The organism is Amycolatopsis coloradensis, assembly GCF_037997115.1.
In the GTDB taxonomy this organism is placed as follows: domain Bacteria; phylum Actinomycetota; class Actinomycetes; order Mycobacteriales; family Pseudonocardiaceae; genus Amycolatopsis; species Amycolatopsis coloradensis_A.
Genome location: NZ_CP150484.1, coordinates 7,455,288 through 7,478,886, shown reverse-complemented (window position 1 = coordinate 7,478,886; position 23,599 = coordinate 7,455,288). Strand labels below are relative to the sequence as shown.

22 protein-coding genes and 1 pseudogene are annotated in these 23,599 nt (G+C 68.7%); 11 read left to right on the top strand and 12 right to left on the bottom strand.

The window, feature by feature from the left end; translation table 11 throughout:
- Window positions 1-112: 112 nt before the first annotated feature.
- Window positions 113-1,327 carry an MFS transporter gene (locus LCL61_RS34810; RefSeq protein ID WP_340683678.1) on the bottom strand — a complete coding sequence of 405 codons (1,215 nt, stop codon included), beginning with the start codon at window positions 1,325-1,327 and terminating at the stop codon, window positions 113-115.
- Window positions 1,328-1,698: 371 nt separating this feature from the next.
- On the opposite strand from LCL61_RS34810, the gene LCL61_RS34805 reads away from it, so the two are divergent.
- Window positions 1,699-2,592 (top strand): SDR family oxidoreductase, encoded by an 894-nt coding sequence (locus LCL61_RS34805; RefSeq protein ID WP_340683677.1) that lies wholly within the window; start codon window positions 1,699-1,701, stop codon window positions 2,590-2,592.
- A 28-nt stretch (window positions 2,593-2,620) separates the two neighbouring features.
- On the opposite strand, the gene LCL61_RS34800 is transcribed toward LCL61_RS34805, so the two are convergent.
- Both LCL61_RS34800 and LCL61_RS34795 read right to left on the bottom strand, forming a co-directional pair.
- Window positions 2,621-3,277, bottom strand: a complete 657-nt coding sequence (locus tag LCL61_RS34800) for a maleylpyruvate isomerase N-terminal domain-containing protein (RefSeq protein WP_340683676.1) — start codon at window positions 3,275-3,277, stop codon at window positions 2,621-2,623.
- A 262-nt stretch (window positions 3,278-3,539) separates the two neighbouring features.
- Window positions 3,540-5,402: an AMP-dependent synthetase/ligase gene (locus LCL61_RS34795; protein WP_340683675.1), complete on the bottom strand. Its 1,863-nt coding sequence runs from the start codon at window positions 5,400-5,402 to the stop codon at window positions 3,540-3,542.
- Window positions 5,403-5,551: 149 nt separating this feature from the next.
- Here LCL61_RS34795 and LCL61_RS34790 point away from each other — a divergent pair, with 149 nt between their 5' ends.
- The 7 genes from LCL61_RS34790 to LCL61_RS34760 all read left to right on the top strand — a co-directional run bounded on the left by LCL61_RS34790 (window position 5,552) and on the right by LCL61_RS34760 (window position 12,192).
- The gene (locus LCL61_RS34790; RefSeq protein ID WP_340683674.1) at window positions 5,552-6,199 is read left to right on the top strand and encodes a transcriptional regulator; all 648 of its coding nucleotides are present in this window, start codon (window positions 5,552-5,554) and stop codon (window positions 6,197-6,199) included.
- Entirely contained in the window at window positions 6,183-7,373 is a 1,191-nt protein-coding gene (locus LCL61_RS34785) for a kynureninase (RefSeq protein ID WP_340683673.1), read from the top strand. Before LCL61_RS34790 ends, LCL61_RS34785 begins: the two co-directional genes overlap by 17 nt.
- A 232-nt stretch (window positions 7,374-7,605) precedes the next feature.
- A complete protein-coding gene (locus LCL61_RS34780) occupies window positions 7,606-7,935 on the top strand; it encodes a hypothetical protein (RefSeq protein WP_340683672.1) in 330 nt (109 codons plus the stop codon).
- Between the two features lie 393 nt (window positions 7,936-8,328).
- Entirely contained in the window at window positions 8,329-10,827 is a 2,499-nt protein-coding gene (locus tag LCL61_RS34775; protein ID WP_340683671.1) for a sensor histidine kinase, read from the top strand.
- On the top strand, window positions 10,828-11,238 hold the full coding sequence (locus LCL61_RS34770; protein WP_037341577.1) for a roadblock/LC7 domain-containing protein: 411 nt from the start codon (window positions 10,828-10,830) through the stop codon (window positions 11,236-11,238).
- Window positions 11,235-11,606 carry a DUF742 domain-containing protein gene (locus tag LCL61_RS34765; RefSeq protein ID WP_034315285.1) on the top strand — a complete coding sequence of 124 codons (372 nt, stop codon included), beginning with the start codon at window positions 11,235-11,237 and terminating at the stop codon, window positions 11,604-11,606. The genes LCL61_RS34770 and LCL61_RS34765 overlap by 4 nt, the downstream gene beginning before the upstream one ends.
- Window positions 11,587-12,192, top strand: coding sequence for a GTP-binding protein (locus LCL61_RS34760; protein WP_026466899.1), 606 nt, complete (start codon window positions 11,587-11,589; stop codon window positions 12,190-12,192). Before LCL61_RS34765 ends, LCL61_RS34760 begins: the two co-directional genes overlap by 20 nt.
- An 84-nt stretch (window positions 12,193-12,276) precedes the next feature.
- On the opposite strand, the gene LCL61_RS34755 is transcribed toward LCL61_RS34760, so the two are convergent.
- Together LCL61_RS34755 and LCL61_RS34750 are read right to left on the bottom strand one after the other, a co-directional pair.
- Window positions 12,277-12,702 (bottom strand): DoxX family protein, encoded by a 426-nt coding sequence (locus LCL61_RS34755; protein ID WP_340683670.1) that lies wholly within the window; start codon window positions 12,700-12,702, stop codon window positions 12,277-12,279.
- Window positions 12,703-12,898: 196 nt separating this feature from the next.
- Window positions 12,899-13,339 carry a DoxX family protein gene (locus tag LCL61_RS34750; RefSeq protein ID WP_340683669.1) on the bottom strand — a complete coding sequence of 147 codons (441 nt, stop codon included), beginning with the start codon at window positions 13,337-13,339 and terminating at the stop codon, window positions 12,899-12,901.
- Between the two features lie 141 nt (window positions 13,340-13,480).
- On the opposite strand from LCL61_RS34750, the gene LCL61_RS34745 reads away from it, so the two are divergent.
- Window positions 13,481-13,948, top strand: a complete 468-nt coding sequence (locus LCL61_RS34745) for an NUDIX domain-containing protein (protein WP_340683668.1) — start codon at window positions 13,481-13,483, stop codon at window positions 13,946-13,948.
- On the opposite strand, the gene LCL61_RS34740 is transcribed toward LCL61_RS34745, so the two are convergent.
- The gene (locus LCL61_RS34740) at window positions 13,938-14,582 is read right to left on the bottom strand and encodes an HAD-IA family hydrolase (RefSeq protein ID WP_340683667.1); all 645 of its coding nucleotides are present in this window, start codon (window positions 14,580-14,582) and stop codon (window positions 13,938-13,940) included. The two genes, LCL61_RS34745 and LCL61_RS34740, sit on opposite strands and share 11 nt — an antisense overlap.
- A 146-nt stretch (window positions 14,583-14,728) precedes the next feature.
- Between LCL61_RS34740 and LCL61_RS34735 the strand changes: the two genes are divergently transcribed.
- Entirely contained in the window at window positions 14,729-16,315 is a 1,587-nt protein-coding gene (locus LCL61_RS34735) for a discoidin domain-containing protein (protein ID WP_340683666.1), read from the top strand.
- Window positions 16,316-16,321: 6 nt separating this feature from the next.
- Here the strand turns inward: LCL61_RS34735 and eno are convergent.
- Window positions 16,322-16,738 (bottom strand): annotated as a pseudogene (gene eno, locus LCL61_RS34730) (phosphopyruvate hydratase); the annotation flags it as partial.
- A 42-nt stretch (window positions 16,739-16,780) separates the two neighbouring features.
- Here eno and LCL61_RS34725 point away from each other — a divergent pair.
- Complete coding sequence (locus tag LCL61_RS34725) at window positions 16,781-17,764, top strand: hypothetical protein (protein WP_340683665.1); 984 nt, start codon at window positions 16,781-16,783, stop codon at window positions 17,762-17,764.
- A 26-nt stretch (window positions 17,765-17,790) separates the two neighbouring features.
- Here LCL61_RS34725 and LCL61_RS34720 read toward each other — a convergent pair whose 3' ends face one another.
- The 5 genes from LCL61_RS34720 to LCL61_RS34700 form a co-directional block, all read right to left on the bottom strand.
- Complete coding sequence (locus LCL61_RS34720; protein WP_340683664.1) at window positions 17,791-18,336, bottom strand: O-acetyl-ADP-ribose deacetylase; 546 nt, start codon at window positions 18,334-18,336, stop codon at window positions 17,791-17,793.
- A gap of 13 nt (window positions 18,337-18,349) precedes the next feature.
- Window positions 18,350-19,147 (bottom strand): alpha/beta hydrolase, encoded by a 798-nt coding sequence (locus LCL61_RS34715; RefSeq protein WP_340683663.1) that lies wholly within the window; start codon window positions 19,145-19,147, stop codon window positions 18,350-18,352.
- A 23-nt stretch (window positions 19,148-19,170) separates the two neighbouring features.
- The gene (locus LCL61_RS34710; protein ID WP_340683662.1) at window positions 19,171-19,815 is read right to left on the bottom strand and encodes a DUF998 domain-containing protein; all 645 of its coding nucleotides are present in this window, start codon (window positions 19,813-19,815) and stop codon (window positions 19,171-19,173) included.
- 124 nt (window positions 19,816-19,939) lie between these two features.
- Entirely contained in the window at window positions 19,940-21,073 is a 1,134-nt protein-coding gene (locus LCL61_RS34705; RefSeq protein WP_340683661.1) for a metallophosphoesterase, read from the bottom strand.
- Between the two features lie 229 nt (window positions 21,074-21,302).
- Window positions 21,303-23,564, bottom strand: a complete 2,262-nt coding sequence (locus tag LCL61_RS34700) for an excinuclease ABC subunit UvrA (protein ID WP_340683660.1) — start codon at window positions 23,562-23,564, stop codon at window positions 21,303-21,305.
- Window positions 23,565-23,599: the final 35 nt, after the last annotated feature.

The window sequence follows — 23,599 nt, the reverse complement described above, 5'->3', positions numbered from 1 at the left end:
ATCAGAAGCCGTTTCTTTTCACTGAGGTGCCGAAGCAGTGTCGTGTCGAGATTTCCGAGTACGAACCCGCCGGGCGGCCGTGCCGCCCCAGGGGTCGTCCAGTGTGGATTCCTCATGACAGCAGCGGTTCCGGGCTGGATCCGTTGATGTGTCCCCAGCTGAGTGCGACCAGTACGGCCAGCAGCAGGCCGACCACGCCCGCCAGCGCGATGGCCGAGGTCGCCGACCCGAGCCGATCGGCGGCGAACCCGCCGAGTCCCGCCCCTATTCCTTGAGCCACCCGCAACCCCGTGCGGTACACCCCACCCGCACCGCCCCTGAGTTCGTTCGGGACCCACGTGATGAACGTGGCGCTCACCGTGATCAGGTACGCCCCCGCGGCACCCGCCGCCGCCAGCAAGAGCAACGCCGGGATCAGCCCGGGTTCGAGCGCGAAGGCGATCAGGGCGACCATCGGTAGTGCCGCCAGCACGCCGAGCAGCTTTCGTCGCTGTTCCGCCGAGACGAACCGGGACAGCAGGAACGCGCCGATGACGAAGCCCAGCGGATCGGCGGCCAGCAGCCAGCCGACGGCCTGTTTCCCCACGCCCAGCTCCGCGGCGAGCGGCGCGGCCAGCCCCTCGGGGACGACGGCCAGGCCGACCAGCCACGAGAACCAGACCAGCACCCGCAGGTGACGGTTGCCGAAAACCTGCTTCACCGCGCCGAACCAGCTGCCGTTGCCGTCGGACGCCGCCGCCCGCCGGGAGACCGAGAAGCGGACCACGGCCGCGCTCAGCAAGAACGTCGCGGCGTCCAGCGCCAGTGCCCAGCTCGCCCCGACCTGAGACACCAGCAGGCCGCCGCCCGCCAGGCCGAGCAGCATGGCGGTGTTGGTCGAGATGCCCCTGATGTCCTGGCTCTTGAGATAGAGGTCGTCGTCGGTGAACACCTCGCGGGTCAGCGCGTTCTGCGCCGCGTTGCCGGGAGCGTTCACGAGCCGCGCCAGCACCACCAGCCCGCACAGCAGGGCGAGCGGGGTGCCGGGGATCGCCATGATCGCGATCAGCACGCCTTGGATCAGTGACGAGACGACGAGGACGGTGCGCCTCGGGTACCGGTCGGCCAGCTGGGAGAGGCCGAGACCGCCGGCCAGCGCGGGAAGGAAGGTGAGGGAGTAGACCACCGCGGAAAGCAGTGCGGAGCCTGTCCGGTCGTAGACGAGGATCGCCAGCGCGACAATGGTGAGCTGGTCCCCGATGAGGGACTGCACCTCGGCGAGCCAGAGTGCGCGGAACTCGCGGTTCGCCAGGGCGGCGGTCATCCGCGGCGCCGCGTTCGTCTTCACTGCGTGACCACCTCCCCCCGATCGGGTGAACTTACGTCCCTCGCATTCTTGCCTGCCGTGTTACGCGGTCGCCGAGGGAGTCACAGTTTTCGTCCCGCCGGACAACGTTCAGTATGCCTCCGGCTACAGGGAGGCCAACAGAAGACCGCTGAATCCTTCGCCTGTTGAGCTGATCGGGCTACGCCGTCTGACCGGTGGGTGACGTCGGCCTGACTCGCCCGCGGGTATCTGCGCGCCGATCGCCCCGCCCTCGCTCGGCGCAGCCGGGCCGCCGTTCGCCGCCGCCGGCGTTCCGGTTGGGCCGAATGGTCCAACACTGAGTAGAGACCGGTCTGGAGGTGGAGGCCGGCTGGGTCAAAGGGGTGAAGGCGATGAACGGATTGCTCGAAGACAAGGCCGTCGTCGTGACCGGGGCGGGGCGAGGCCTCGGCGAGGCGTTCGCTGTGCACGTCGCGAGGGCGGGCGGGGCCGTCGTGGTCAACGACATCGACGCCGAACTGGCCGAACGGACGACGGAGAACATCCGCCGGTTCGGGGGCAGGGCGGTCGCCAGCGGGCACAGCGTCGCGGATCCGAAGCAGGCACAGGAGATCGTCGACCTGTGCCTCGCCGAGTTCGGCGCGATCGACGGGCTGGTCAACAACGCGGGCCTGAACTACGAGGCGCTGCCGTGGGAGGACGACTTCGAGCAGGCCCGCGAACTGGTCGAGGTGAACGTCCTCGGCGTCATGTACACCGGGCTCGCCGCGATCAAGGCGATGGTGGCGCGGGGCAAGCCGGGCTCGATCGTCAACATCTCTTCGGGGGCGTCGCTCGGGCAGCGCAAGCTCGGCGTGTACGCCGCCAGCAAGGGAGCCGTCGCTTCGCTGACCTACTCGTGGGCGCTCGACCTGGAGGAGAGCGGGATCCGGGTGAACGCGGTCTGCCCGCTCGCGCATACCCGGATGGTGTGGAAATCCGAACGGTCGCTGCGGGCCTGCCCGCCGGACCGGACGCCGTCGCGGATCGCGCCCGTCGTGCTCTTCCTGCTCGGCTCCGGATCCGAGGGGATCACCGGGCAGATGATCCGCTGCAACGGGCCGCAGCTGCACGTCATGGGGCAGCCGTATCTGAAGCAGCCCATCCTCGAGCGGCCGGTGTGGGACACCGAGACCGTGCAGCGCGCCTTCGACGAGGTCTTCAGCGCGCACCTGGAGAACTACGGCCTCGAAAAGCGTGTCCCGCCCCGGCTGCGCAAGTGGACGGAGTCGACCCGGACGGCCTGATCACGCGAGTCGGCCGCTGACCTGAGACTTAGCCGACGACGAACGGCAGCTTCGCGGCCAGGTCGCCTAGTTCGGCCTTCTCGGCGTCCGTCGGCTGACGGCGGCCGGTGCCGACCAGCAGCGCGTCCGTGTCGGAGAACGACGCCGGGAACGTTTCGCCGGTGCGCTGCTCCAGGATCTGCCGTGTCCTGGCGAGGCTGTCGGCGGAGGGGCCGTCGAGGTGCGGAAGATGCGCGACCAGGTCGAGGTGGTGCAGCGTCCACTCCAGGACGTACGCGGAGAGGAAGTCACCCGCGGTCAGGACGATGTCGCGGGTGGCGACCGGCGTCGCCGGGTCGGCCAGGCCGGCGGCGCGGCCCGCGGCGGAGCCGACGTCGTCGAGGTGGAACTTGAGCAGCCGCGGCTCTTGGTAGGCGGCGGCGAGCCGCACGATCAGTGCGTCGAGGTCGTCTTCGCCGGTGGGCGGCTTCTCGGCGACCTCCCAGTAGGTGACCGCGTCGCGAGTGGGATCCGTCTCGGCGGGAGTGGCGAGGGTGATCAGGACGTCCTGGGCGTCGATCACCAGGTGACACACCAGGTCCTGCACCAGCCAGCCGGCGCAGCCGGACGGTTTGGCGAAGTCTTCGTCGGGGATTTCGGCGACGGCGGCGAGGAGCGCCGCCCAGGAGCGGGAGAAGAGATCCACGGCGGCAAGTTAGCAGCGGTCGCTCGCCGGTCGCGACTCCTTTCGGCGCTCTCCGTCACGTGATTGGAGGGCGAACTCGCGTGTTTGGAGGGCGATCACGCCGAGGCCGGAGCCGCACCGTGTCTTCCGGCGGGAGACACGCGAGTTTCGGCTTCAGACACGCGTGATCCGGCCAGGTACACCTGTCGTACGACTTACCGCTCAAGGCGCGTGAAGGGCCCCTTCCCTCGGCTGAGCCGAGGGAAGGGGCCCTTCACGCGCGTCAGGAACCGGCGGCGGGGGCGGGTTCCGGAGCGGCCGCGTACAAGTCCGCGATCGTCGGCGCGTACCGGTCGTTGATGATCCGCCGCTTCAGCTTCAAGGTCGGGGTCACCTCGCCGCTTTCCGGCGTCCACGCCTTGGGGATCACGTGGTACCGCTTGATCTGCTCGATCCTGGCCAGCCGCGCGTTCGCCGCCTCGACGGCCTTCTCGATCTCCGCGCGGACCTCCGCGTTGTCGGCGAGCGATTCGCCTTCCGCCGGCTGGATGCCGTTCGCGGTCGCCCAGCCCGGCGCGATCTCGTCGTCGATGACGATCAGCGCCGTGACGTACGGCCGTTTCTCGCCGATCGCGACGGCCTGCCCGATCAGCGGGTGTTCCTTCAGGAGACCTTCGATCTTCGTCGGGGCGATGTTCTTGCCGCTCGAAGTGATGATCAGTTCCTTCTTGCGGTCGGTGATCGTGACGAAGCCGCGTTCGTCGATCGTCCCGATGTCGCCGGTGGCGAGCCAGCCGTCGGCGTCGACGTCCGGTTTGATCGTGCCGTCCGCCTGCAGGTAGCCGAGGAACACGATCGCGCCGCGGACGAGCAGCTCGCCGTCTTCGGCGACCTTCACCTCGATGCCTTCCAGCGGACGGCCGACGGAACCGGCCTTGAACGCCGACGGCGTGTTCGAGGTGACCGCGCCGGTGGTCTCGGACAGCCCCCAGACCTCCTGGATCTCGACGCCGAGCCCGGCGATGAAGTACAGGATCTCCACCGGCAGCGCGGCGGCACCGCTGGAGGCGACCTCGATCTGGTCGAGGCCCAGCATCGCCCGCACCGGCGCGAGCGCGGCCGCGTCGGTCCGTGCGATCTTTTCGGCGAGTTCCGGCGGCAACTCCTTGCCGTCACTGCGCAGTTTGTAGCCCTGCTGCAGCAGTTCGTTCGCGGCGATCAGGCCGTTCCGCTTGTCCTCCGGCAGCGAGCCGAGCAGGTTCTTGAGGCCGGCCACCATCTTTTCCCACACCCGCGGGACCCCGAAGAAGCTCTTCGGGTGCACCTGGCCCAGCGCGCCGACGACGCCCGTCGGGTCGGCGACGGTGTGCACGTGCCCGGCCCACACGATCGGCATGTAGATCGACAGTTCCCGTTCGGCGATATGGGCGAGCGGCAGGTACGCGATGTTCGTGGCGTGCATCGGGGAGTCGTGCAGTTTCTGCACGGCGACGGCCTGGTAGATCGCGTTGCGGTGCGACAGCACGACACCCTTGGGGTCGCCGGTGGTGCCGGAGGTGTAGATCATCGACAGCGGATCGTCCGGGGTGATCGCGGACCACGCGGTCTCGAACGCCTGCGGGTCCGCCGCGTGCGCTTCGGCGCCGGCCGCGCGCAGCTCGGCGAACGACAGGAACCGCTTGTCGTCCTTGGGGACCACGGACGCGTCGAGCAGGACGACGTGCCGCAGCGCTGGCAGGTCGTCAAGGACCTGCGACCAGCGGCCGAGTTCGTCGGCACCGGCGAGGACGACGACGCCGGCGGCGCTGTGCCGGGCGACGAACCCGATCTGCTCCGGGCTGAGCGTCGCGTACGCGGTGCAGGGGATCGCGCCGAGATGGGCCGCGGCGAGATCGGCGATCAGGTGGTCCGGACTGCTCGGCGCCATGATCAGCATCCGGTCGCGGACGCCGAGCCCGAGGCCGGCGAGTCCTCGGGAAACCTCCGCGATGGCGGTGCGGAATTCGGCCCAGTTCAGGGTCGGCTTGCCCTCGATGTCGAGTGACGTGACCGCCGGCAGGTCACCGAACTCCTGGGCGTTGCGGTGAAGCAGGGCGGGGATGGTCTGGCCTTCGATCTGCTCGGCGACGGTCGGCTGGGTGGTCAACGCTGGCCTCCTCGATGCTGCCTGATCAGGCACACTGTAAGGGCTGTCGGCAGTGCTGGATAGAGAATCGCGGCCACGGTCGTGCTCCGCGAAATGTCCACCTTTCCCGTTTTCACCGCGTCAGTCCCGCACCAGGAGGAGCCTCGACGATGACCGGTTCGGCACGCGAGTTGATCGACGCGGTCCAGGCGGAGCTGGCGCCCCGCGACGACGAGAACAGGCTCATCCCGTTGGTCGAGGCGGGTGAGGCGCCGCGCGAGGTCTTCGCCGCGATCGCCGCGGAGGAGTACCGGATCGTCCGCAGCGACTGGCGCAGTTTCCTCCATCTCGCGTCGCGTTCCCGGGAGCAGCGGGCACGGGAGTTCTTCACGGCGTTGGCCTCCGGCGAGGGGCTGGCGCTCGGCAAGCTGGCGGCGCTCGCCGAAGAGCCGCCCGGTTTCGAGCCGCGCGCGGGATGCCAGGCGTACCCGTCGTTCGTCGCCTGGCTCGCGCTCAACGGCGAGCCGGCGGACGTCATCGTGGCGATCGTCGCCAACTTCGCCGCCTTCGGCCGGTACTGCGCCGCGATCGCCGCCGCGATGCGCGAGCGATACGGCTTCGACGACGAGGCATGCGCCTTCTTCGACTTCTTCGGCACGCCGTCACCGGAGCTCGAAGACCTGGCTGTCCAAGCGGTGCAGACCGCGCTCGACGCCGGTGATCTGTCCGAAAAGGACGCTCGGACCCACGCGCGGCTGTTCCAGGCGTACGAGCTGGACTTCTGGAACACTCTCGCCGACGATGGTCGCCGTGACTGACCTCGTAGCCGAGGCCGCGGCGCTGGACGCGGCCGATCCCTTGGCGCACAAGCGAAACGAATTCGACCTCGACGCGGACATCGCCTATTTCGACGGCAACTCGCTGGGGGCCCCGCCGAAGCACGTGGCCGAACGCGTCGCCGCGGTCGTCCGCGAGCAATGGGGCGGGCGGCTCATCCGGTCCTGGTCGGAGGGCTGGTGGGAGGCGCCGGTGCGGGTCGGTGAACGGATCGCGCCGCTGGTGGGCGCCGCGCCGGGGCAGCTCGTCGTGGCGGATTCGACCAGCGTGAACCTGTTCAAGGCGCTGGTCGCCGCCACCCGTCTCCAGCCCGGCCGCGACGAGATCCTCGTCGACGCGGACACCTTCCCGACCGACGGCTACATCGCCGACGAGGTCGCCCGGCTGACCGGGCGCACGGTGCGCCGGGTCGTCGCCGAGGACATGCCCGCCCAGGCCTGCGAACGGACGGCCGTCGCGCTGATCAACCACGTCGACTACGTCACCGGGCGCGCCCACGACATGGCCGGGCTGACCGCGGCGCTTCACCGCGCCGGGGTACTGGCGCTCTGGGACCTCTGCCACAGCGTCGGCGCGCTGCCGGTCGAGCTCGACGCGGCGGGCGTGGATCTCGCCGTCGGCTGCACCTACAAATTCCTCAACGGTGGCCCGGGCTCGCCCGCTTTTCTTTACGTGGCAACGAAGTGGCTGGACAGGTTCGAGCAGCCGCTGGCGGGCTGGGCCGGCGACCGCGACCCGTTCGCGATGCGGGGCGCGTACGAGGCGGACGCGGGCATCGCGCGAGGCCGCGCGGGCACGCCGGACATCCTTTCGCTGCTGGCACTGGACGCGGCCCTCGACGTCTGGGACGGCGTGGACCGCGGGCTGCTCCGGGAGAAGGGCCTCGCGCTCGGGGAGTTCTTCTTCCGGTGCGCGGACGAACTCCTCGACGGCGTGACGATCCGGACCCCGCGCGGTGAAGACCGCGGCCACCAGATCTCGGTCGTCGACGACGACGCGGCCAAGACGATGGCGGCCTTGATCGACCGCGGCGTGATCGGCGACTTCCGTCCGCCCAATGTGCTGCGGTTCGGGCTGGCGCCGCTCTACACCACCTACGGCGAGGTGCTTCGCGCCGTGAAGACGCTTCGGGACCTCCGGAGCCGAGCCGGGTAGGTGATACTGGCGGTGGCGAAAAGGGTGAACCTTGTTCGGGAATTCGTGGCAAATAGGTGATCACCTCGCCCCGGCGGGGGAGAACGCGCGATCTTTCGCGAATCCGCTGTTAATCTCGACATTCGCTCGCCGCGCGTGTGACGTAGATCCTTCCTCTGTGGCGTAAGGGAAATCCGCGTCGCCCGTCTTACCGGCGAGGCGCGGACCGCGGCGCCGGGAGAAGGAGGGGACCATGTCGTTCACCTATGTCGCCGTCGCCGTGTCCGGTGCCGCCTCCGGTTTTCTGCTCAACGAATTCGGTACCCGGTATCCGGTCGAGACCGCTCTCGTCGTGATCCTCGTCTGCGGGGTGGCGACCTTGTGCTGGGCGGGCGCCCGGATCCTTCGCGACGCCTCCGGGAGGGTCGACGCGCTCCTCGACGACGAGCTCGGCGGTGCCCACGAAGATCATTTCGTCGAATCGACGGCAATGGGCGGCGGGAATTCTCGATTTCGTGGCGCGAAGGGCGTTACGACAGCGTTGCTCCGCGGTGATGTCGTTCGCAAACCGAACGGTATGTGAAGCTCTGGTCCGAAAGCGTGAGCGAGGTCACGGCGTGTAGTTTTCGTGGACTTTCCGGCTCGGACACGAACGCGCCGAGGTGTGACTTGATCGAGTCCGAAGAGTGCCGATCAAGCCGCTGCCTGCGGTAAACCGCCAGGTGATCTACTGGTGAGTCACTTAGCCGGGTGCCCCGTCCCACGTGGTGGACTTTCCTGGTCCGGCTGCCTCTTGTCAGCAGGTCACGGCCATACGCGACTACCCTTCGCGTCCGGACTTGACTCACCCGTTTGGGTCTCCTAGCGTCTTCGCGGGCGGAGCGGACCACGCTGTGTTGATCCGGCTATCGGATCCCGCGGGTAGGAATCCCCGGCGACCCGACACCAAAAACTGCCGGAAGGAAAACGGACCACGGTGAAGCAGAATTCCCTTCGACGAGGCCGCGGCTCTTCGATTCGTTCGCGCGTTCTGACGATCGCGCTCATTCCGAGCATCGCGCTGATGCTGGTCGGTCTGGCGATCGGCGGGTACCTGATCTTCGACGCGGTCGACGGCCGTGACTACGCGCAGCGAATCCGTGACTCGGAAGCCCCCTCTCTCCCCTTCTTCGTCCAGGTGCAGGAAGAGCGGCGCCTGACCCTGCGCGAGCTCGCCGGCGACCGGTCGCAGCACGCCACGCTCGTCGAGCAGCGCGCCAAGACCGACGCCGCCGCCCAGGGCGTCGCCGCGCACCTTCAGAAGTTCGTCGGTGACTCGCCGGACAGCGTGCAGCGCAACATCGCCACGCTGAACGGGCTTCTCCAGAAGACGCCGCAGATCCGGCAGTCGGCCGACTCCGGCCAGCTTCCGCTGCTGGACGCCTTCACCTTCTACAACCAGATCCTCGACCAGTTCGTCGAGGGCCTCACCGGGCTGGCGCAGGACGCGCCGAACGCCGAGAACGCCTATCAGCGGATCACCGCGGTCCCGTTGTTCACCGCCATCGACCAGATGCAGCGCGCGAACGCCCTCGCCGCCGCGGCCGTCGCCGGCGGCGGCTTCACCGACGAGACCTACCGCGCCTACGTGACCGAGGTCGGTTCCTACCGTTCGCAGCTGGAGTCGTCGGTCTCGCGGATGCTCCCGGACGTCAAGGCGAAGTTCGACCAGCTCGTCGCGAGCGATCCGTGGAAGGCCGTCACCACGGTCGAGAACACCTTCCTGCAGAACAGCAAGGCCACGCTCCCCATCCCCGAGCAGACGTGGCTGCAGGCCGCGCGCGGCGTCAGCGACGCGATGATGCGCGGCTTCGTCGAGCAGAGTGGTACGGCCACGACGCAGGCGGTCGACGACGCCGACCGGACGCTGATCACCTCGGCCATCGCTGCGGCCCTCGCGCTGCTGGTGGCCATCGGCGTGTTCGTCATCGCCCTGCGGCTGTCGAACCGGCTCATCGGACGGCTGGCGCGGCTGCGCGAGGACACCCTCGACGTCGCCGAGATCCGGCTGCCGGAACTGGTGGACCGCGTGCGGGCGGGTGAACCCGTCGACCTCGACGACAAGGGCCACTTCCTCGACCACGGCGACGACGAGATCGGCCAGGTCGCCGAGGCCTTCAACAAGGCGCAGCAGACCGCCATCGCGGCCGCCGTCGAAGAGGCCAGGACCCGTGAGGGCACCAAGACGGTGTTCCTCAACATCGCGCACCGCAGCCAGGTCATCGTGCACCGTCAGCTCAAGGTGCTCGACCAGGCCGAGCGCAAGCAGGAGGACCCGGAGCAGCTGGACACGCTCTTCCAGCTGGACCACCTCTCCACCCGCGCCCGCCGCAACGCGGAGAACCTGATCATCCTCGGTGGCGGGCAGCCCGGCCGTCAGTGGCGCAAGCCGGTGACGCTGGCCGAGCTGACCCGCGGCGCCTCGGCCGAGACCGAGGACTTCGCCAGGGTGAAGACGGCGAAGATGCCCGCGATGGCGGTGCAGGGCCCGGTCGTCGGCGACCTCGTGCACCTGCTCGCCGAGCTGATCGACAACGCGACGTCCTTCTCGCCGCCGCAGTCGCGCGTCGAGCTACGGGGCAACGTGGTCGGCAAGGGTGTCGTGATCGAGGTCGAGGACCAGGGCCTCGGCATCGAGCCCGAACAGGCCGCCGAGCTGAACGCGATGTTGGCCGATCCGCCGGACTTCGGCATCATGGCCCTGTCAGCCGAGCCACGGCTGGGCCTGTTCGTGGTCGCGCGCCTCGCCGCGCGGCACGGGATCTCCGTGCACCTGCGCGAATCCGCGTACGGCGGCACCAGGGCCATCGTGCTCGTCCGCACCGACCTGCTCGCGCCGGTCCCGTCTGATCAGCCGGAGGACGAGGTGGACCCCGAGAGCACCGAGGTGCCGGAAGCCGCGCCGCTGCTTCCGGGCCGTCGTGCCCGCCACCGCACCGAGATCCCCGCGGAGCGGCCCGAGCTGCCCGTGCCGATGCCGGTCGCGCCGCAGCCCCAGCAGCAGGCCCCGGAACAGCCCGGGTCCGCGTTGCCGCCGTTGCCCCCACGTCCGCCACGGGTTCCCCGGCCGGAGACTCCGCGGCCCGAGCCGATCCGCCCCGAGCCCGTGCGTGCCGAGGGTCGTCCGCAGCCGGCGCAGCCGCCGGCGTGGCCGCCCGCCGACACCCGGCCGCAGGACGGCCGTCCGCCGCAGACTCGGCGGCCCGGCCCCGAGGCGCCCGGCAGGCCACCGCTGCCGCAGCGCCGCCGTCAGGCGAACCTGGTCCCCCAGCTGATGGAGGACCGGCCCGCCGCCCAGCGCGAGGACGTCCGCGAGGACACCCCCGAGCTGGCGAGGAACCGCCTCGCCGCGTTCCAGCAGGGCACGCGCCGCGCGCGGGACGCCGAACCGACCGACGATTACACCGACCTCGACATGTACGGAGATCGTGACTAGATGGCCAACGCGGGAGTCAGTGAACTCGACTGGTTGCTGGATGACCTGGTCAAGCGCGTCAGCGGTGCCGACAGGGCGGTAGTCCTGTCCTCCGACGGCCTGCTCATCGGTCGGTCCGGGAACCTGTCGGAGCAGGACGGTGAGCACCTGTCCGCGGTCGCGTCGGCGTTCCAGAGCCTCGCGCGGGGCACGGGACGGCATTTCGGTGGCGGCAACGTCCGCCAGACCATGGTCGAGATGGACCACGCCTTCCTGTTCGTCACCGCGGCGGGCCGCGGTGCCTGCCTCGCGCTGCTGGCGAAGGAGGACGCGGACATGGGCCTCGTGGCCTACGAGATGAACCTGATGGTCAAACGGGTCGGCGCGGTGCTCACCTCAGCGCCCCGCGCCGCGACTCCCACGTCGCCATGAGCGGGCGGCACGAGTCGTGGTTCGAAGAGGAGGCCGGGCCGCTGGTCCGGTCGTACGCCGTCACGGGCGGGCGCACCCGCTCGGACACGATCGGCCTCGACCTGATCACCCTGGTGGTCGCGATGCGCTCCTCGCAGGAGGTGGCGGGCTTCGAGCCGGAGTACGGGCGGATCCTCAACCTGTGCCAGAGACCGACTTCCGTCGCGGAGGTCGCCGCGCGCATAGACCTGCCGCTGCCGGTGGTGAAGGTGCTGCTGAGCGACCTCATCGAACAGAACCTCGTGCTGTTCCGCACCGCGACCCCGGTCACCGACACCCCCAACAAACACGTACTCCAGGCGGTTCTTGATGGCATCCGGAAACTCTGAGCCCCGGCGATCCTTGACCGCGAACGCGGTCAAGGTCCTCATCGCCGGCGGGTTCGGGGTCGGTAAGACCACGATGGTCGGTTCGGTCAGCGAGGTTCCCCCGCTGCGCACCGAGGAGGTCATCACCGCGGCGTCCGAGGGCGTCGACGACCTCACCGGTGTCGAGAAGAAGACGACCACCACGGTGGCGCTCGACTTCGGCCGGATCACCATCAACCCCGAGCTGATCCTTTACCTGTTCGGCACGCCCGGACAGGACCGGTTCTGGTTCATGTGGGACGAGCTGGCCGAAGGCGCGCTGGGCGCGGTCGTGCTGGCCGACACTAGGCGGCTCGACAGCTGCTTCGCGGCCGTGGACTTCTTCGAGCGCCGCGGACTGCCGTTCGTCGTCGCCGTCAACTGCTTCGACAACGCCTACCGTTACGGCACCGAGGAGGTCCGGCAGGCGCTCGACGTCGGCATGGACGTCCCGCTGCTGCTGTGCGACGCGCGGGAACGCGAGTCGACGAAGCAGGTGCTGACCGTGCTGATGGAGCACGTGCTGGCGCTGTCGGACCTGGCCGCGGGGCTGCCACAGGGCCGCTGACGCCCCTCGCCGTTGTGCAATGAAGGACGCTTTCATCGCGAATCTCGCGATGAAAGCGTCCTTCATGTCATCCGAGGCGGGGGCTCAGGATTTGCGGCGGCGGAGCAGGGTGTCGAGCGCGTAGGTGCCCGGTCCCACCACCGCGAACAGCAGGAAGATCCAGGAGTACAGCGCGGCCGTCTCGCCCTTGTTCTGCAACGGCAGCAGCGCGTCGGGCTGGTGTACGACGAAGTACGCGTACGCCATCGTGCCCGAGAGCAGCACCGCGACCGGGCGGGTGAACAGGCCCGCCAGGATCAGCAGCGAGCCGACCGTTTCGATCACCCCGGCGTACCAGCCCGGCCAGGTGGCGAACGGTACGGCGGGCTTGTCGAACAGGCCCATCTTCTGCAGACCGTGGCAGAGGAAGAGGAACGAGACCACAACGCGGACGACGGAGAGGGCCAGTCCCTGCCACTTGGGAGAGGCCGGGCCGACTTCCGTGGTCGTGGCGGCGGCTGTCTGGGTCATGACGCATCCTTCCGGCTCAAGGTGGTCTAAACCATTGATGCGATAGAGGATGCCGGATACCCCCATCGGCAGGGAACTTTCTTTCGGGGGGTAATTCCATGGTATGCCCCCGTTTATTGACAGCGAATCGACAGGTTCGCGATAAAAAGGCCCCTTTCCTGGAATGGTTCCAGGAAAGGGGCCTCGCGTTTTCCGTTCAGCGGCGGCGGCGCAGGGTGTCGAGGGCGTAGGTGCCCGGGCCGATCGCGGCGATCAGCAGGAAGATCCAGCAGTAGAGGGTCGACAGCTCGCCCATGTTCTGCAGCGGCAGCAGGCCTTCCGGCGCGTGCACGGTGAAGTAGGCGTAGGCCATGACTCCGGAGAGGAGCACCGCGACCGGCCGGGTGAACAGGCCGACCAGCACGAAGGCGGCGCCGACGAGTTCGATCACGCTGCCGTACCAGCCGGGCCAGGAACCGAGCTCGACCGAGCCGCCCGCGCCGTCGACGCCACCGAAGAAGCCGAATCCCTGCAAACCGTGGCAGAGGAAGAGGAACGAGACGACGATCCGGACGGCGGACTGGATCGCGCCCTGTGCCTTGGCGGCACGCGGGGTGGTGGTGGCGGTGGTCTCGGCGGGGGTGATGGTCTGCGTCATGGTTCCGGTCCTTCCGGGAGTGTCTGTCGGGCGGCTTCTGACAACGCGTCGGACAAGCCCGGCGCGAATCGACATCCTCACGGAAATTTTTTTCGCGGGCCGGTCACCTCACCCGGTCGGAGCAAGGCCAGACTGGACGGCATGGCGGGTAAGACGAGTGCCGGGATCCTGCTCTTCCGCAGGTCGGGCGAGGTGACCGAGGTGCTGCTCGGGCATATGGGCGGGCCGTTCTGGGCGAAGAAGGACGCGGGCGGCTGGTCGGTGCCCAAAGGCGAGTACGAGCCGGACGAGGCACCGGAGGCCGCGGCGCGGCGCGAGTTCCAGGAGGAACTGGGGTTGCCGGCGCCCGAGGGGGAGTACCTCCCGCTCGGCGTCGTGAAGCAGTCCGGCGGCAAGGTCGTGACGGTCTGGGCGGTGGAGGGCGACCTCGACCCGGCTCAGGTGGTGCCGGGCACCTTCGAGATGGAGTGGCCGCCGCGGTCGGGCCGGACGCAGGAGTTCCCGGAGGTCGACAGGGTCGCCTGGTTCGCGCTGGCCGAAGCGGAGGAGAAGCTGCTCAAAGGCCAGCGCCCGTTCCTCGTCCGGCTGGGTGAACTGCTCAACGGCTGAGTAACTCGCCGAGTGGTTTGTCGGCCAGCGAACCCAGTACGAGGTCGGCGTGGTCGAAGTTCAGCACCGCGGTGATCGCGTTCGGCACGGCGACGCATTCGAGCCCGGCGGCCTTCGCCGCGGTGACGCCGTGCGGTGAGTCCTCGAACGCGATCGCCTCGGCCGCGGGCAGGTCCAGCGCGGCGAGCGCGGCAAGGTAGAGGTCCGGGCTCGGCTTCGCCTCGTGGAGGTCACCGGTGAGGACGGCCTCGAACGCGTCCGCGAGGCCCAGGCGGTTCAGGTGCGTGGTGACCCAGTCGCCGGTCGAACTGGACGCGATGGCCAGCCGCAGGCCGTGCTCCTTCGCGTCCGCGAGGTACTCCACGACGCCGGGACGTGGCCCCACCGACTCCAGCAGCTCGGTGACCCTGGCGCGGACGCCGGTGCGGACCGCGACCCTGTCCAGGTTCTCGTCGTTCTTCTCCAGCAGTTCGAACATCGCGACGGCGGTGTTCTGCGTCCCGATCACGGTGTGCCAGACGTCGAGGGGGAGCTCGCCGCCGCGAGCGCGGAAGGTCTCCTGCCAGGCCGCGAGGACGGCCGCCTCGGTGTCGACCAGCGTCCCGTCGAAGTCGAAGATCAATGCGCCGGTCATGGGACGAGTCTACGTCTTGACTCACTGAGTGGCACGGATTACCGTACGCATTCGTTAGGAAACTTACCAAACGAACAGTGCTTGAAGTGCAGCGCCGCGCACCCGTCCCTCTCAACCCGCCGCCACGGATTCCCGGGGAGATCGATGTGAAGGCCCGAACCCGACTACTGCCACTAGGCGCGGCCGTCATCCTGTTGCCGACGCTGCTCAGCGGTAACGCCCAAGCCGCTGATGTCCTTTTGTCCCAAGGTAAACCCGTCCTCGTCTCCTCGGTGGAGAACTCCTCCTACGGCGGTCCGCTCGCCGTCGACGGCAAGAGCACCACCCGCTGGGCGAGCGCGGAAGGCGTGGACCCGCAGTTCATCCGCGTCGATCTCGGCGGCCCCTCGGCCATCAACCGGGTCAAGCTGAACTGGGAAGCGGCGTACGCCACCGCGTACCGGCTGGAAGTCTCCAGCGACGGCTCGGCGTGGACCTCGATCAAGTCCGTCACCAACGGCAACGGCGGGACCGACGACCTCACCGGGCTGGCCGCACGCGGCCGATACCTGCGCCTCGTCGGCACCAAACGCGCCACCAGCTACGGCTACTCCCTTTGGGAGATGCAGGTTTACGGGACGTCGGACTCCTCCGGCGACACGCAGGCGCCCACCGCGCCGACGAATCTCAAGGCGGGTTCGGTCACTTCGTCCACTGTGGATCTGACGTGGACCGGCTCGACGGACAACGTCGGTGTCAGCGGCTACGAGGTGCTGCGGAACGGCCAGGTCGTCGGCACTACGGAAAGCGCTTCCTATACCGACAGCGGGCTGAGCGCGTCGACCGCGTATACGTACACCGTCCGCGCGAAGGACGCCGCCGGCAACACCTCGGCGGCCAGCAACCAGATCCAGGCGACCACACAGGCGGGCGGTTCGTCGTTCGTCCTCGCCGCCTCCGGCGACATCGCCGAACAGTGCACCGCTTCGTCGTCTTCGTGCGTCCACCCGAAGACGGCCGCGCTGGTCGGCCAGATGAACCCGGCCGCGGTCATCACCATGGGCGACAACCAGTACGACGACGCCCACATCGAGGACTTCACGAAGTACTTCGACAAGACCTGGGGCAAGTACAAGAACATCATGCACCCGGTCCCCGGCAACCACGAGACCTACGACCACACCCCGCTGGGCGCCTACAAGCAGTACTTCGGCAAGATCGCGACGCCGAACGGGAAGACCTACTACAGCTGGGAAATGGGCAACTGGCACTTCGTCGCCATCGACAGCACGGAGTTCTCGCCCGGCCTCGCCACGAACGCGATCAGCGACGAGCAGCTGAACTGGATCAAGCAGGACCTGAAGAACAACACGAAGCCCTGCGTCGCCGCGTACTACCATCACCCGCGCTATACCTCGGGCGACCACGGCGACAACGACAAGATGGCCACGCTCTGGGAGACCCTGGTCCAGAACAAGGTCGACCTGGTGCTCAACGGGCACGACCACCACTACGAGCGGTTCTACCCGCAGAACGCCGACGGCGACAAGGACCCCGCGGGTCCGGTGCAGATCATCGGCGGCGGTGGCGGGGCGAGCCTGTACCCGGTCAAGACGGAGCACCCGGCCACGGCGAAGGCGATCTCGACCTACGGGGTGCTCAAGCTGAACATGTCCGACAACGCCTTCTCGACCCAGCTGATCGGTCTCGACGGCAAGACCATCGACTCCTCGCCCACCTACACCTGCCACTGATCCTCGCGATCGGGTGCCGATCTGGTTGACCTTCACCAGCAGCGCGTTGGCGGCGCGGCGGGTGATGCCCTCTTCGAGGCGGTCCGGGTTGGTGACGAACAGGTCGTCGCCGACCAGCTGGACCTTCTCGCCGATCTCGGTGGTCAGCTGGACCCAGCCGTCCCAGTCATCCTCGCTCAGCGGGTCCTCGATGGACACGAGCGGGTAGTCGCGGACGAGCTCGCCGTAGTAGGCCGACATCTGCTCGGCGCTCTTCTTCGCGCCTTCGAAGGTGTACGCGCCGTCGGAGAAGAACTCCGTCGCGGCGACGTCGAGCGCGAGCGCGACGTCGCGGCCCGGGGCGTACCCGGCCTTCTCGATCGCCTGAAGGATCAGGTCGAGCGCCTCGCGGTTGTTCTTCAAGCTGGGCGCGAAGCCGCCNGTGGTCGTCGCCGCTGCCGTGCTCCGTCCTTTGCGGACACACGCATGAGGACGCGGATCCTGGGAGTGGTGGCGGCGGTCGTCGTCCTGATCGCGGCGGCCGTCGGCTACGGTGTCGTCTCCCGGGACCGCGGCCCGGACGTCAACTCCGTCGCCGTCGTGTCCGGGCAGCCGGTTTCGGTGCGGGCCAAGGGGCAGCTGCTGTTCCGCAACACCGCCGAAGGCCCCGACTTCGGTCATCTGGCGACCGTCCCGGTCGACCGGCCCGGCGAGCCGAGGAAGGTGTCCGGCCTCAGCTGCGACCGGTTCGCCGCCTCGGCGGGGACCGCGCTGTGCCTGGCCGCGCAACCCGGCGTGCTGCCGCCGATGACCGACGTCATCGTGCTGGACAAGGACCTCAAGGAGATCCGCCGCATCGAACTGCCCGGCACCCCCAGCCGCGGCCGGGTCTCGCCGGACGGGAAGCTCGCCTACTGGACGCTGTTCGTCAACGGGGATTCCTATGCGGAGACCGGGTTTTCGACCAGGGCGGGGATCTTCAACCTGACGACCGGGAAGCTGATGAAGAGCATCGAGGAGATGGGGCTCCTGCTCGACGGCAAGCCGTACTACTCGTCCGACGTGAACTACTGGGGGATCACCTTCACCCCCGACGGCAAGCGGTTCTACGCGACCGTGGGGACGAAGGGGAAGACGTACCTGGTCGAGGCAGACTACGAGAAGCTCGTCGCGAGGATGATCCGGGAGAACGTCGAATGCCCGTCGCTCTCACCGGACGGGAAGCGGATCGCCTTCAAGAAGAAGGTTTCCGCCGACCTCGCGGCGCCGTGGCGGCTCGCCGTCCTCGATCTGGCCTCCGGGAAGGAGATCATGCTGGCCGAGACGCGCAGCGTGGACGACCAGGCGACCTGGCTCGACGACCGGACCGTGGCGTACGGCGTGGACTCGGCGATCTGGGCGGTTCCGGCGGACGGGAGCGGGGCGGCCCGGGTGGTGGTCGAGCAGGGTAGTTCGCCGGCGGGTGTGTAGGTGGCTCGTGAGTGGTAGGGACGGTTCTAACCGTCCTTACCACTCACGAGGCCCATGGCTTCCGCCTGCTCGCGGAACACGTCGTAAGCGGGCTTCCCGAACAGCGCGAACCGCACCAGTTCCACGGAGCCCGACCCGGCCGAGAGCGTGTTCACCACCGTCTCGAGGGCGATCTCCGCCGCGGATTCGACCGGCCACCGGTAGATCCCGGTCGAGATCGCGGGGAACGCCACGGTGTGCGCGCCGAGATCGGCGGCCACGTGCAGGGAGTTGCGGTGGCAGGCCGCCAGTAGTGCGGAGCGGTCTTCGGAATCGGACCACACCGGCCCGACGGTGTGCACCACCCAGCGCGCCGGGAGGCGGCCCGCCGTGGTGGCGACCGCCTCTCCGGTCTTCAGTCCCTTGCCGTAGTGCCCCGCGCGCAGCGCCCGGCATTCGGCGAGGATCTCCGGCCCGCCGCGGCGGTGGATCGCGCCGTCCACCCCGCCGCCCCCGAGCAGTGACGAGTTCGCGGCGTTGACCACGACGTCGACCCGTTGCTCGGTGATGTCGCCTTCGACCAGTTCGATCATCGTGATCGCTCCGTCAGTCGGTGAAGTACTCGATCAGGACCGGGGCCACGGCCTTCGGCTTGAGCATATGCGTCTGGCCTTCGATCGTGCGGTGCTCGGCGCCGGGGACCGCCTTCGCCAGCGCGGCGACACCGTTGCGGACCCACGCGGGGCTCTTGCCACCGTCCATGACCAGCGTCGGCACGGACACGCTCGCCCAGTGGCCTTCGGGCAACGGGGTGCCGTCGTGCAGACCGTCGAACAGGGCGGCGTCGTAGCGCAGGGTCGGCGCGACCTTCTTCAGCTTCGGCCAGGCCGGCATGAACTGCATCATGAAGACGACCGGAGCCGGGACACGGACGCCTTCCCGCATGAACGTCTTGATCGCGGTGCCGGGTTTGCCGGTGGCGATGGCCTTCTCCAGCCGTTCGGCGTAGTCGGCCGGGACCGGCGGGCGGGTGTCGTCGACGACCAGCGGGAGCTCGTAGACCGCCAGTTTCGTGATGGGGAGCCCGGCTTTCGCGGCTTCGAGGGCGAGCGCGGCGCCGGACGAGATCCCGTAGACGTAGGCGGTCCCGCCCGCTTCCTTGATCAGCGCGGCGATGTCCTCGACCTCGCGGGCGACGGAGAACGGCGCGGTGTCGCCGCTTTCGCCGCGGCCGCGGCGGTCGTAGGTGTAGACGGTGAAGTGCGCGGCCAGTTCGGCGGCCAGCGGCGTGGCCGGGCCGAACTCCCGGTGGCACATCGCGCCGTCGACCAGGATGACGGCGGGGCCGGAGCCGATGCGGGTGTAGGCGATGGTGGTGCCGTCTTGCGAGGTCACGGTGCTCATGGTGGTGATTCTCCTGGATGTGTTCAGCGGTTGGCGCGGAGGATGACGGCGGTGACCCAGCCCCAGGCCAGCATCACGGTGGCCCAGAAGGCGAGCATCACGACGGCGTTCGCATTGCCGGAGCTCATCGTGGCGAAGGCGGCGAAGAACGCGATGCCGGTGGCGCGGGAGTAGACGGCCCAGCCGCGGCTGCCCTCACGGGAGAAGCGGCTCGCGAACACGAAGGTAGCGACGATCAGCGACAGGAAACCGATCGAGCCGGCGGCCATGTGCAGGACGCCCGCGGTGCTGAGGGTGGCGGGGCCGGTGCCGACCGGGAAGCCGTTGCCGGGGTCGGCCTTGAAGACCGCGGCGAACAGCAGGCTGACGCCGAAGACGCCCAGCAGCCGCGGCCCCCACGTGCTGCCTCTGCCCGATTCGAGCGTCCGGCTCAGCCCGATCGCTCCCGCGATCATCAGGACCCCGGTGACCAGGAAGTTCGTCACCTGGATCCAGCCGGCGTCGCCGTTGCTCAGCATGCTCGCCGGGTGCTTCGCCGGGTCGAAGCCGTCGCGCACGGCGGCCTGGGTGAGCGAGGTCAGGAAGTACAGCGGGCCCGAGACGGCGCCGCAGGCAAGCAGGGCGCGAGTGGGGAGCGCGACGTGGGTTCGGGTGGCGGTGATGGTCATTGTTTCGGCCTTTCGGGGCGGCGAGTGCGTTGGCACAACCTTCGCTCCGAAAGCCACAGTTGTCAAGACAAAAAAATTTGTCGGTGGTGGATGGTGCGACGCCGGAGGTGTCGCGACTCGGTGACTACTTGCCGTTTCGCAAGGTCAGGAGAGTGATCTCGCTCGGCGCGAAGACGCGCAGCGGCGGTCCCCAGAAGCCGGTGCCGCGGCTCGTGTAGAGCTGCGTGCGCTCGCCGTGGCGCGAAAGCCCGGCCAGTACGGGCTGGTCGAGCCGGACCAGGAGATGGAACGGCCAGATCTGGCCACCGTGGGTGTGCCCGGAGATCTGGAGATCGATACCGGCTTCGGCGGCCTGCTTGACCTGCTTCGGCTGGTGGGCGAGCAGGACGACCGGAGTGCTCGCGGGGACGCCGTCGAGCGCGGCGGGCAGGTCGGGGCCGTGGCCGGGCAGGCCGGAGGCGGCGCCGGTCGGGTCGTCGATACCGGCGAAGACGAGCGTGTCCCCGCCGCGGCCGACGGGCACGTGCCGGTTGTGCAGCGTCTCCCAGCCGAGGTCGCGCATGTGGTCGAGCCAGGCCTGCGCCTCGCCGAAGTACTCGTGGTTGCCGGTGATGTAGAACTTGCCGAGCTTCGCCCGCACCTTCCCGAGCGGCGCGACCTGCTCCTGCCGCTTGGCGACGGTACCGTCGGCGAGGTCGCCCGCGTGGGCCACGACATCCGCGTCGAGCTCGTTCACCACTTCGACGACCTTCTCCGACCACGTCGTCCGGTTCAGCGGGCCGAAGTGGGTGTCGGTGATGATCGCGAAGCGGAGACCGTCGAGCCCGGCGCCGAGGCGGGGGAGCACGACGTCGAGTTCTTTGAGCCTTGGCACGCGCCGGGCCTCGAACATCCCGTACGCCGCCAGCGCCGCGAAGACGACCAGGACGACGCCGGACACGATTCCCGCCGCACTGTCCACTCCGGACACGACGAGCACGAGCCGCAGCACGTTTCCGAGTATCGACAAGGAGAACAGCAGCCAGATCAACCCGAGCGAGAGATCACCGATCTTCGCCGCGAGATCACGCTGCCACGGGCCGTGGCCGAGGACCATGCACGCGGGGACGGCGATCGCAGCGGTGGCGAACACGACCGTGCCGAGGACTTCGAGCGCGACCGGGAGTGCGGGGGAGCCGACGATCGTCCACCACGGCACTCCGAACAGGAGGGCGAGAACGGCGATCAGCGCGGCGACGCGGACAAGGATGCGGGGCATGATGTCGGCCAGACTAACAGACCATTGGTCTCTACCGCTGTCTTCGCTGAGGGCGTCTCAGGTACGTAGATGGGCGTCGCGCGGCGGACGTGCCGGGGCTCGCCTGGCTGCGGTTCGGCGTCGGTTCAGGGGGTCGTGAGTGTTTAGTGTCGTTAGAACGACCCAAAACACTCACGACCCCCTGAACCGACGGCTTCCCGCCGCCCTCGCCCCTCGCCGGTCAGACGCGCTAGCGGCCGACGTAAGCGCGAAGGTGCCGCGCCGTGAGCGTGTCACCGGAGGCGACCAGATCGGCCGGAGTTCCCGTGAACACCACCTGACCTCCGTCCGAACCCGCGCCCGGCCCGAGATCCACGATCCAGTCCGCGTGCGCCATCACCGCCTGGTGATGCTCGATCACCACCACCGTGTTCCCGTCGTCGACGAGCCGGTCCAGCAGGCCCAGCAGCTGGTCGACGTCGGCGAGGTGCAGGCCGGTGGTCGGTTCGTCGAGGACGTACGTCGCCGACTTCTCCGCCATCCGGATGGCGAGCTTGATCCGCTGCCGTTCCCCGCCGGACAGGGTCGTGAGCGGCTGCCCGAGCCCGAGGTAGCCGAGGCCGACGTCGGAAAGCCGGTCCAGGATCGTCCGTGCCTGCCCCGAGGGGAAGAACTCGCGCGCCTCGGCGACGGGCATCGCGAGGACCTCGCTGATGTCCTTGCCCCGCAGCTTGTACGTCAGCACCTCGGCGGTGAACCGCTTGCCCTCGCATTCCTCGCAGACCGTCGCCACGCCGGCCATCATCGCCAGGTCCGTGTAGATCAGGCCGATGCCCTTGCACTTCGGGCAGGCGCCTTCGGAGTTCGCGCTGAACAGGGCCGCCTTGACGCCGTTGGCCTTGGCGAACGCGGTGCGGATCGGGTCGAGCAGGCCGGTGTAGGTCGCCGGGTTGCTTCGCCGCGAGCCGCGGATGGCCGACTGGTCGAGCACCACCACGTCGTCCCTTGTGGACAGTGAGCCGTGGATGAGCGAGCTCTTGCCCGAACCGGCGACGCCGGTGACCACCGTCAGCACCCCGAGCGGGATATCGACGTCGACACCGCGCAGGTTGTGCCGGGTCGCGTTCCGGATCTCGATCTGCCCGCGTGCCACGCGGACGTCGGTGCGCAACCGCGCCCGGTGGTCGAGGTGCCGCCCGGTCAGCGTGCCGGACGCGCGCAGTCCGGCGACGTCACCGGTGTAACAGATCTGCCCGCCGTTCGGCCCGGCGCCGGGGCCGAGGTCGACGACGTGGTCGGCGATCTCGATCGTCTCCGGTTTGTGCTCGACCACGAGCACCGTGTTCCCCTTGTCCTTCAAGAGCAGGAGGAGACCGTTCATCCGCTGGATGTCGTGCGGGTGCAGCCCGACGGTCGGTTCGTCGAAGACATACGTGACGTCGGTGAGGCTGGAACCCAGGTGCCGCACCATCTTCACGCGCTGCGCCTCGCCGCCGGACAGCGTCCCCGATTCACGGTCGAGGCTCAGGTAACCGAGGCCGATCTCGACGAGCGAGTCGAGGGTGCCGCGCAGGGTCTGCATCAGCGGCCCGACCGACGGATCATCGATCTTGCGGAGGAAGTCGGCAAGGTCGTTGATCTGCATCGACGAGCAGTCGGCGATGTTCAGCCCCTCGATCTTCGAGGACAGCGCCGCCTGGTTGAGCCGCGCGCCTTCACACGCCGGGCACCGCCGGAAGGTGATCGCCCGGTCCACGAAGGCCCGGATGTGCGGCTGTGTCGCTTCCTTGTCCTTCGACAGGAACAGCCGCTGCACCTTCACCAGGAGGCCTTCGTAGGTGGTGTTCATCCCGCCGAGCTTCATCTTGGTGGCGGGCTTGTGCATGAAGTCTTCCCACTGCTGCGGGGTGTAGTCCTTCAGCTTGACCGCGGGATCGACGAAACCGGACTCCGCCAGCCCCTTCCAGTACCAGCTGCCGGGCGTGAAGTTCGGGACGGTGATCGCTCCCTCGTCGAGCGAAAGTTCCTTGTCGACGAGCTGGTCGATGGCGATGCTGGAGACCTTGCCCAGCCCTTCGCATTCGGGGCACATCCCCTCGGGAAGGTTGAAGCTGAACGCTCCCGACGTCCCCACGTGCGGCGTTCCCAGCCTGCTGAAGACGATCCGCAGCATCGTGTGCGCGTCGGTCGCGGTGCCGACCGTGGACCGGGAGTTGGCGCCCATCCGCTCCTGGTCGACGACGATCGCGGCGCTCAGGTTCCGCAGCGCGTCCACGTCCGGCCGTCCGACCGGGGCCATGAAGGACTGGATGAACGCGGTGTAGGTCTCGTTGATCAGCCGCTGCGACTCCGCGGCGATGGTGCCGAACACCAAGGACGACTTCCCCGAACCCGAGACACCGGTGAAGACGGTGAGGCGGCGTTTGGGGATGTCGACCGAGACGTCGGCGAGGTTGTTCTCTCTGGCTCCGCGCACCTGGATCATGTCGTGGCTGTCGGCGGCCGAAGGCATGGCTCTCCCCTGGTTGGAACTCTTTAGCCTGTAAA

What these genes read in the sequence shown, in the direction of transcription:
- LCL61_RS34805 (WP_340683677.1), top strand. Translation starts at nt 1,699, where the DNA reads ATGAACGGATTGCTCGAAGACAAGGCCGTCGTCGTGACCGGGGCGGGG.
- LCL61_RS34790 (WP_340683674.1), top strand. Translation starts at nt 5,552, where the DNA reads ATGACCGGTTCGGCACGCGAGTTGATCGACGCGGTCCAGGCGGAGCTG.
- LCL61_RS34785 (WP_340683673.1), top strand. Translation starts at nt 6,183, where the DNA reads ATGGTCGCCGTGACTGACCTCGTAGCCGAGGCCGCGGCGCTGGACGCG.
- LCL61_RS34780 (WP_340683672.1), top strand. Translation starts at nt 7,606, where the DNA reads ATGTCGTTCACCTATGTCGCCGTCGCCGTGTCCGGTGCCGCCTCCGGT.
- LCL61_RS34770 (WP_037341577.1), top strand. Translation starts at nt 10,828, where the DNA reads ATGGCCAACGCGGGAGTCAGTGAACTCGACTGGTTGCTGGATGACCTG.
- LCL61_RS34765 (WP_034315285.1), top strand. Translation starts at nt 11,235, where the DNA reads ATGAGCGGGCGGCACGAGTCGTGGTTCGAAGAGGAGGCCGGGCCGCTG.
- LCL61_RS34760 (WP_026466899.1), top strand. Translation starts at nt 11,587, where the DNA reads ATGGCATCCGGAAACTCTGAGCCCCGGCGATCCTTGACCGCGAACGCG.
- LCL61_RS34755 (WP_340683670.1), bottom strand. Translation starts at nt 12,702, where the DNA reads ATGACCCAGACAGCCGCCGCCACGACCACGGAAGTCGGCCCGGCCTCT.
- LCL61_RS34750 (WP_340683669.1), bottom strand. Translation starts at nt 13,339, where the DNA reads ATGACGCAGACCATCACCCCCGCCGAGACCACCGCCACCACCACCCCG.
- LCL61_RS34745 (WP_340683668.1), top strand. Translation starts at nt 13,481, where the DNA reads ATGGCGGGTAAGACGAGTGCCGGGATCCTGCTCTTCCGCAGGTCGGGC.
- LCL61_RS34740 (WP_340683667.1), bottom strand. Translation starts at nt 14,582, where the DNA reads ATGACCGGCGCATTGATCTTCGACTTCGACGGGACGCTGGTCGACACC.
- LCL61_RS34725 (WP_340683665.1), top strand. Translation starts at nt 16,781, where the DNA reads ATGAGGACGCGGATCCTGGGAGTGGTGGCGGCGGTCGTCGTCCTGATC.
- LCL61_RS34720 (WP_340683664.1), bottom strand. Translation starts at nt 18,336, where the DNA reads ATGATCGAACTGGTCGAAGGCGACATCACCGAGCAACGGGTCGACGTC.
- LCL61_RS34715 (WP_340683663.1), bottom strand. Translation starts at nt 19,147, where the DNA reads ATGAGCACCGTGACCTCGCAAGACGGCACCACCATCGCCTACACCCGC.
- LCL61_RS34710 (WP_340683662.1), bottom strand. Translation starts at nt 19,815, where the DNA reads ATGACCATCACCGCCACCCGAACCCACGTCGCGCTCCCCACTCGCGCC.
- LCL61_RS34705 (WP_340683661.1), bottom strand. Translation starts at nt 21,073, where the DNA reads ATGCCCCGCATCCTTGTCCGCGTCGCCGCGCTGATCGCCGTTCTCGCC.
- LCL61_RS34700 (WP_340683660.1), bottom strand. Translation starts at nt 23,564, where the DNA reads ATGCCTTCGGCCGCCGACAGCCACGACATGATCCAGGTGCGCGGAGCC.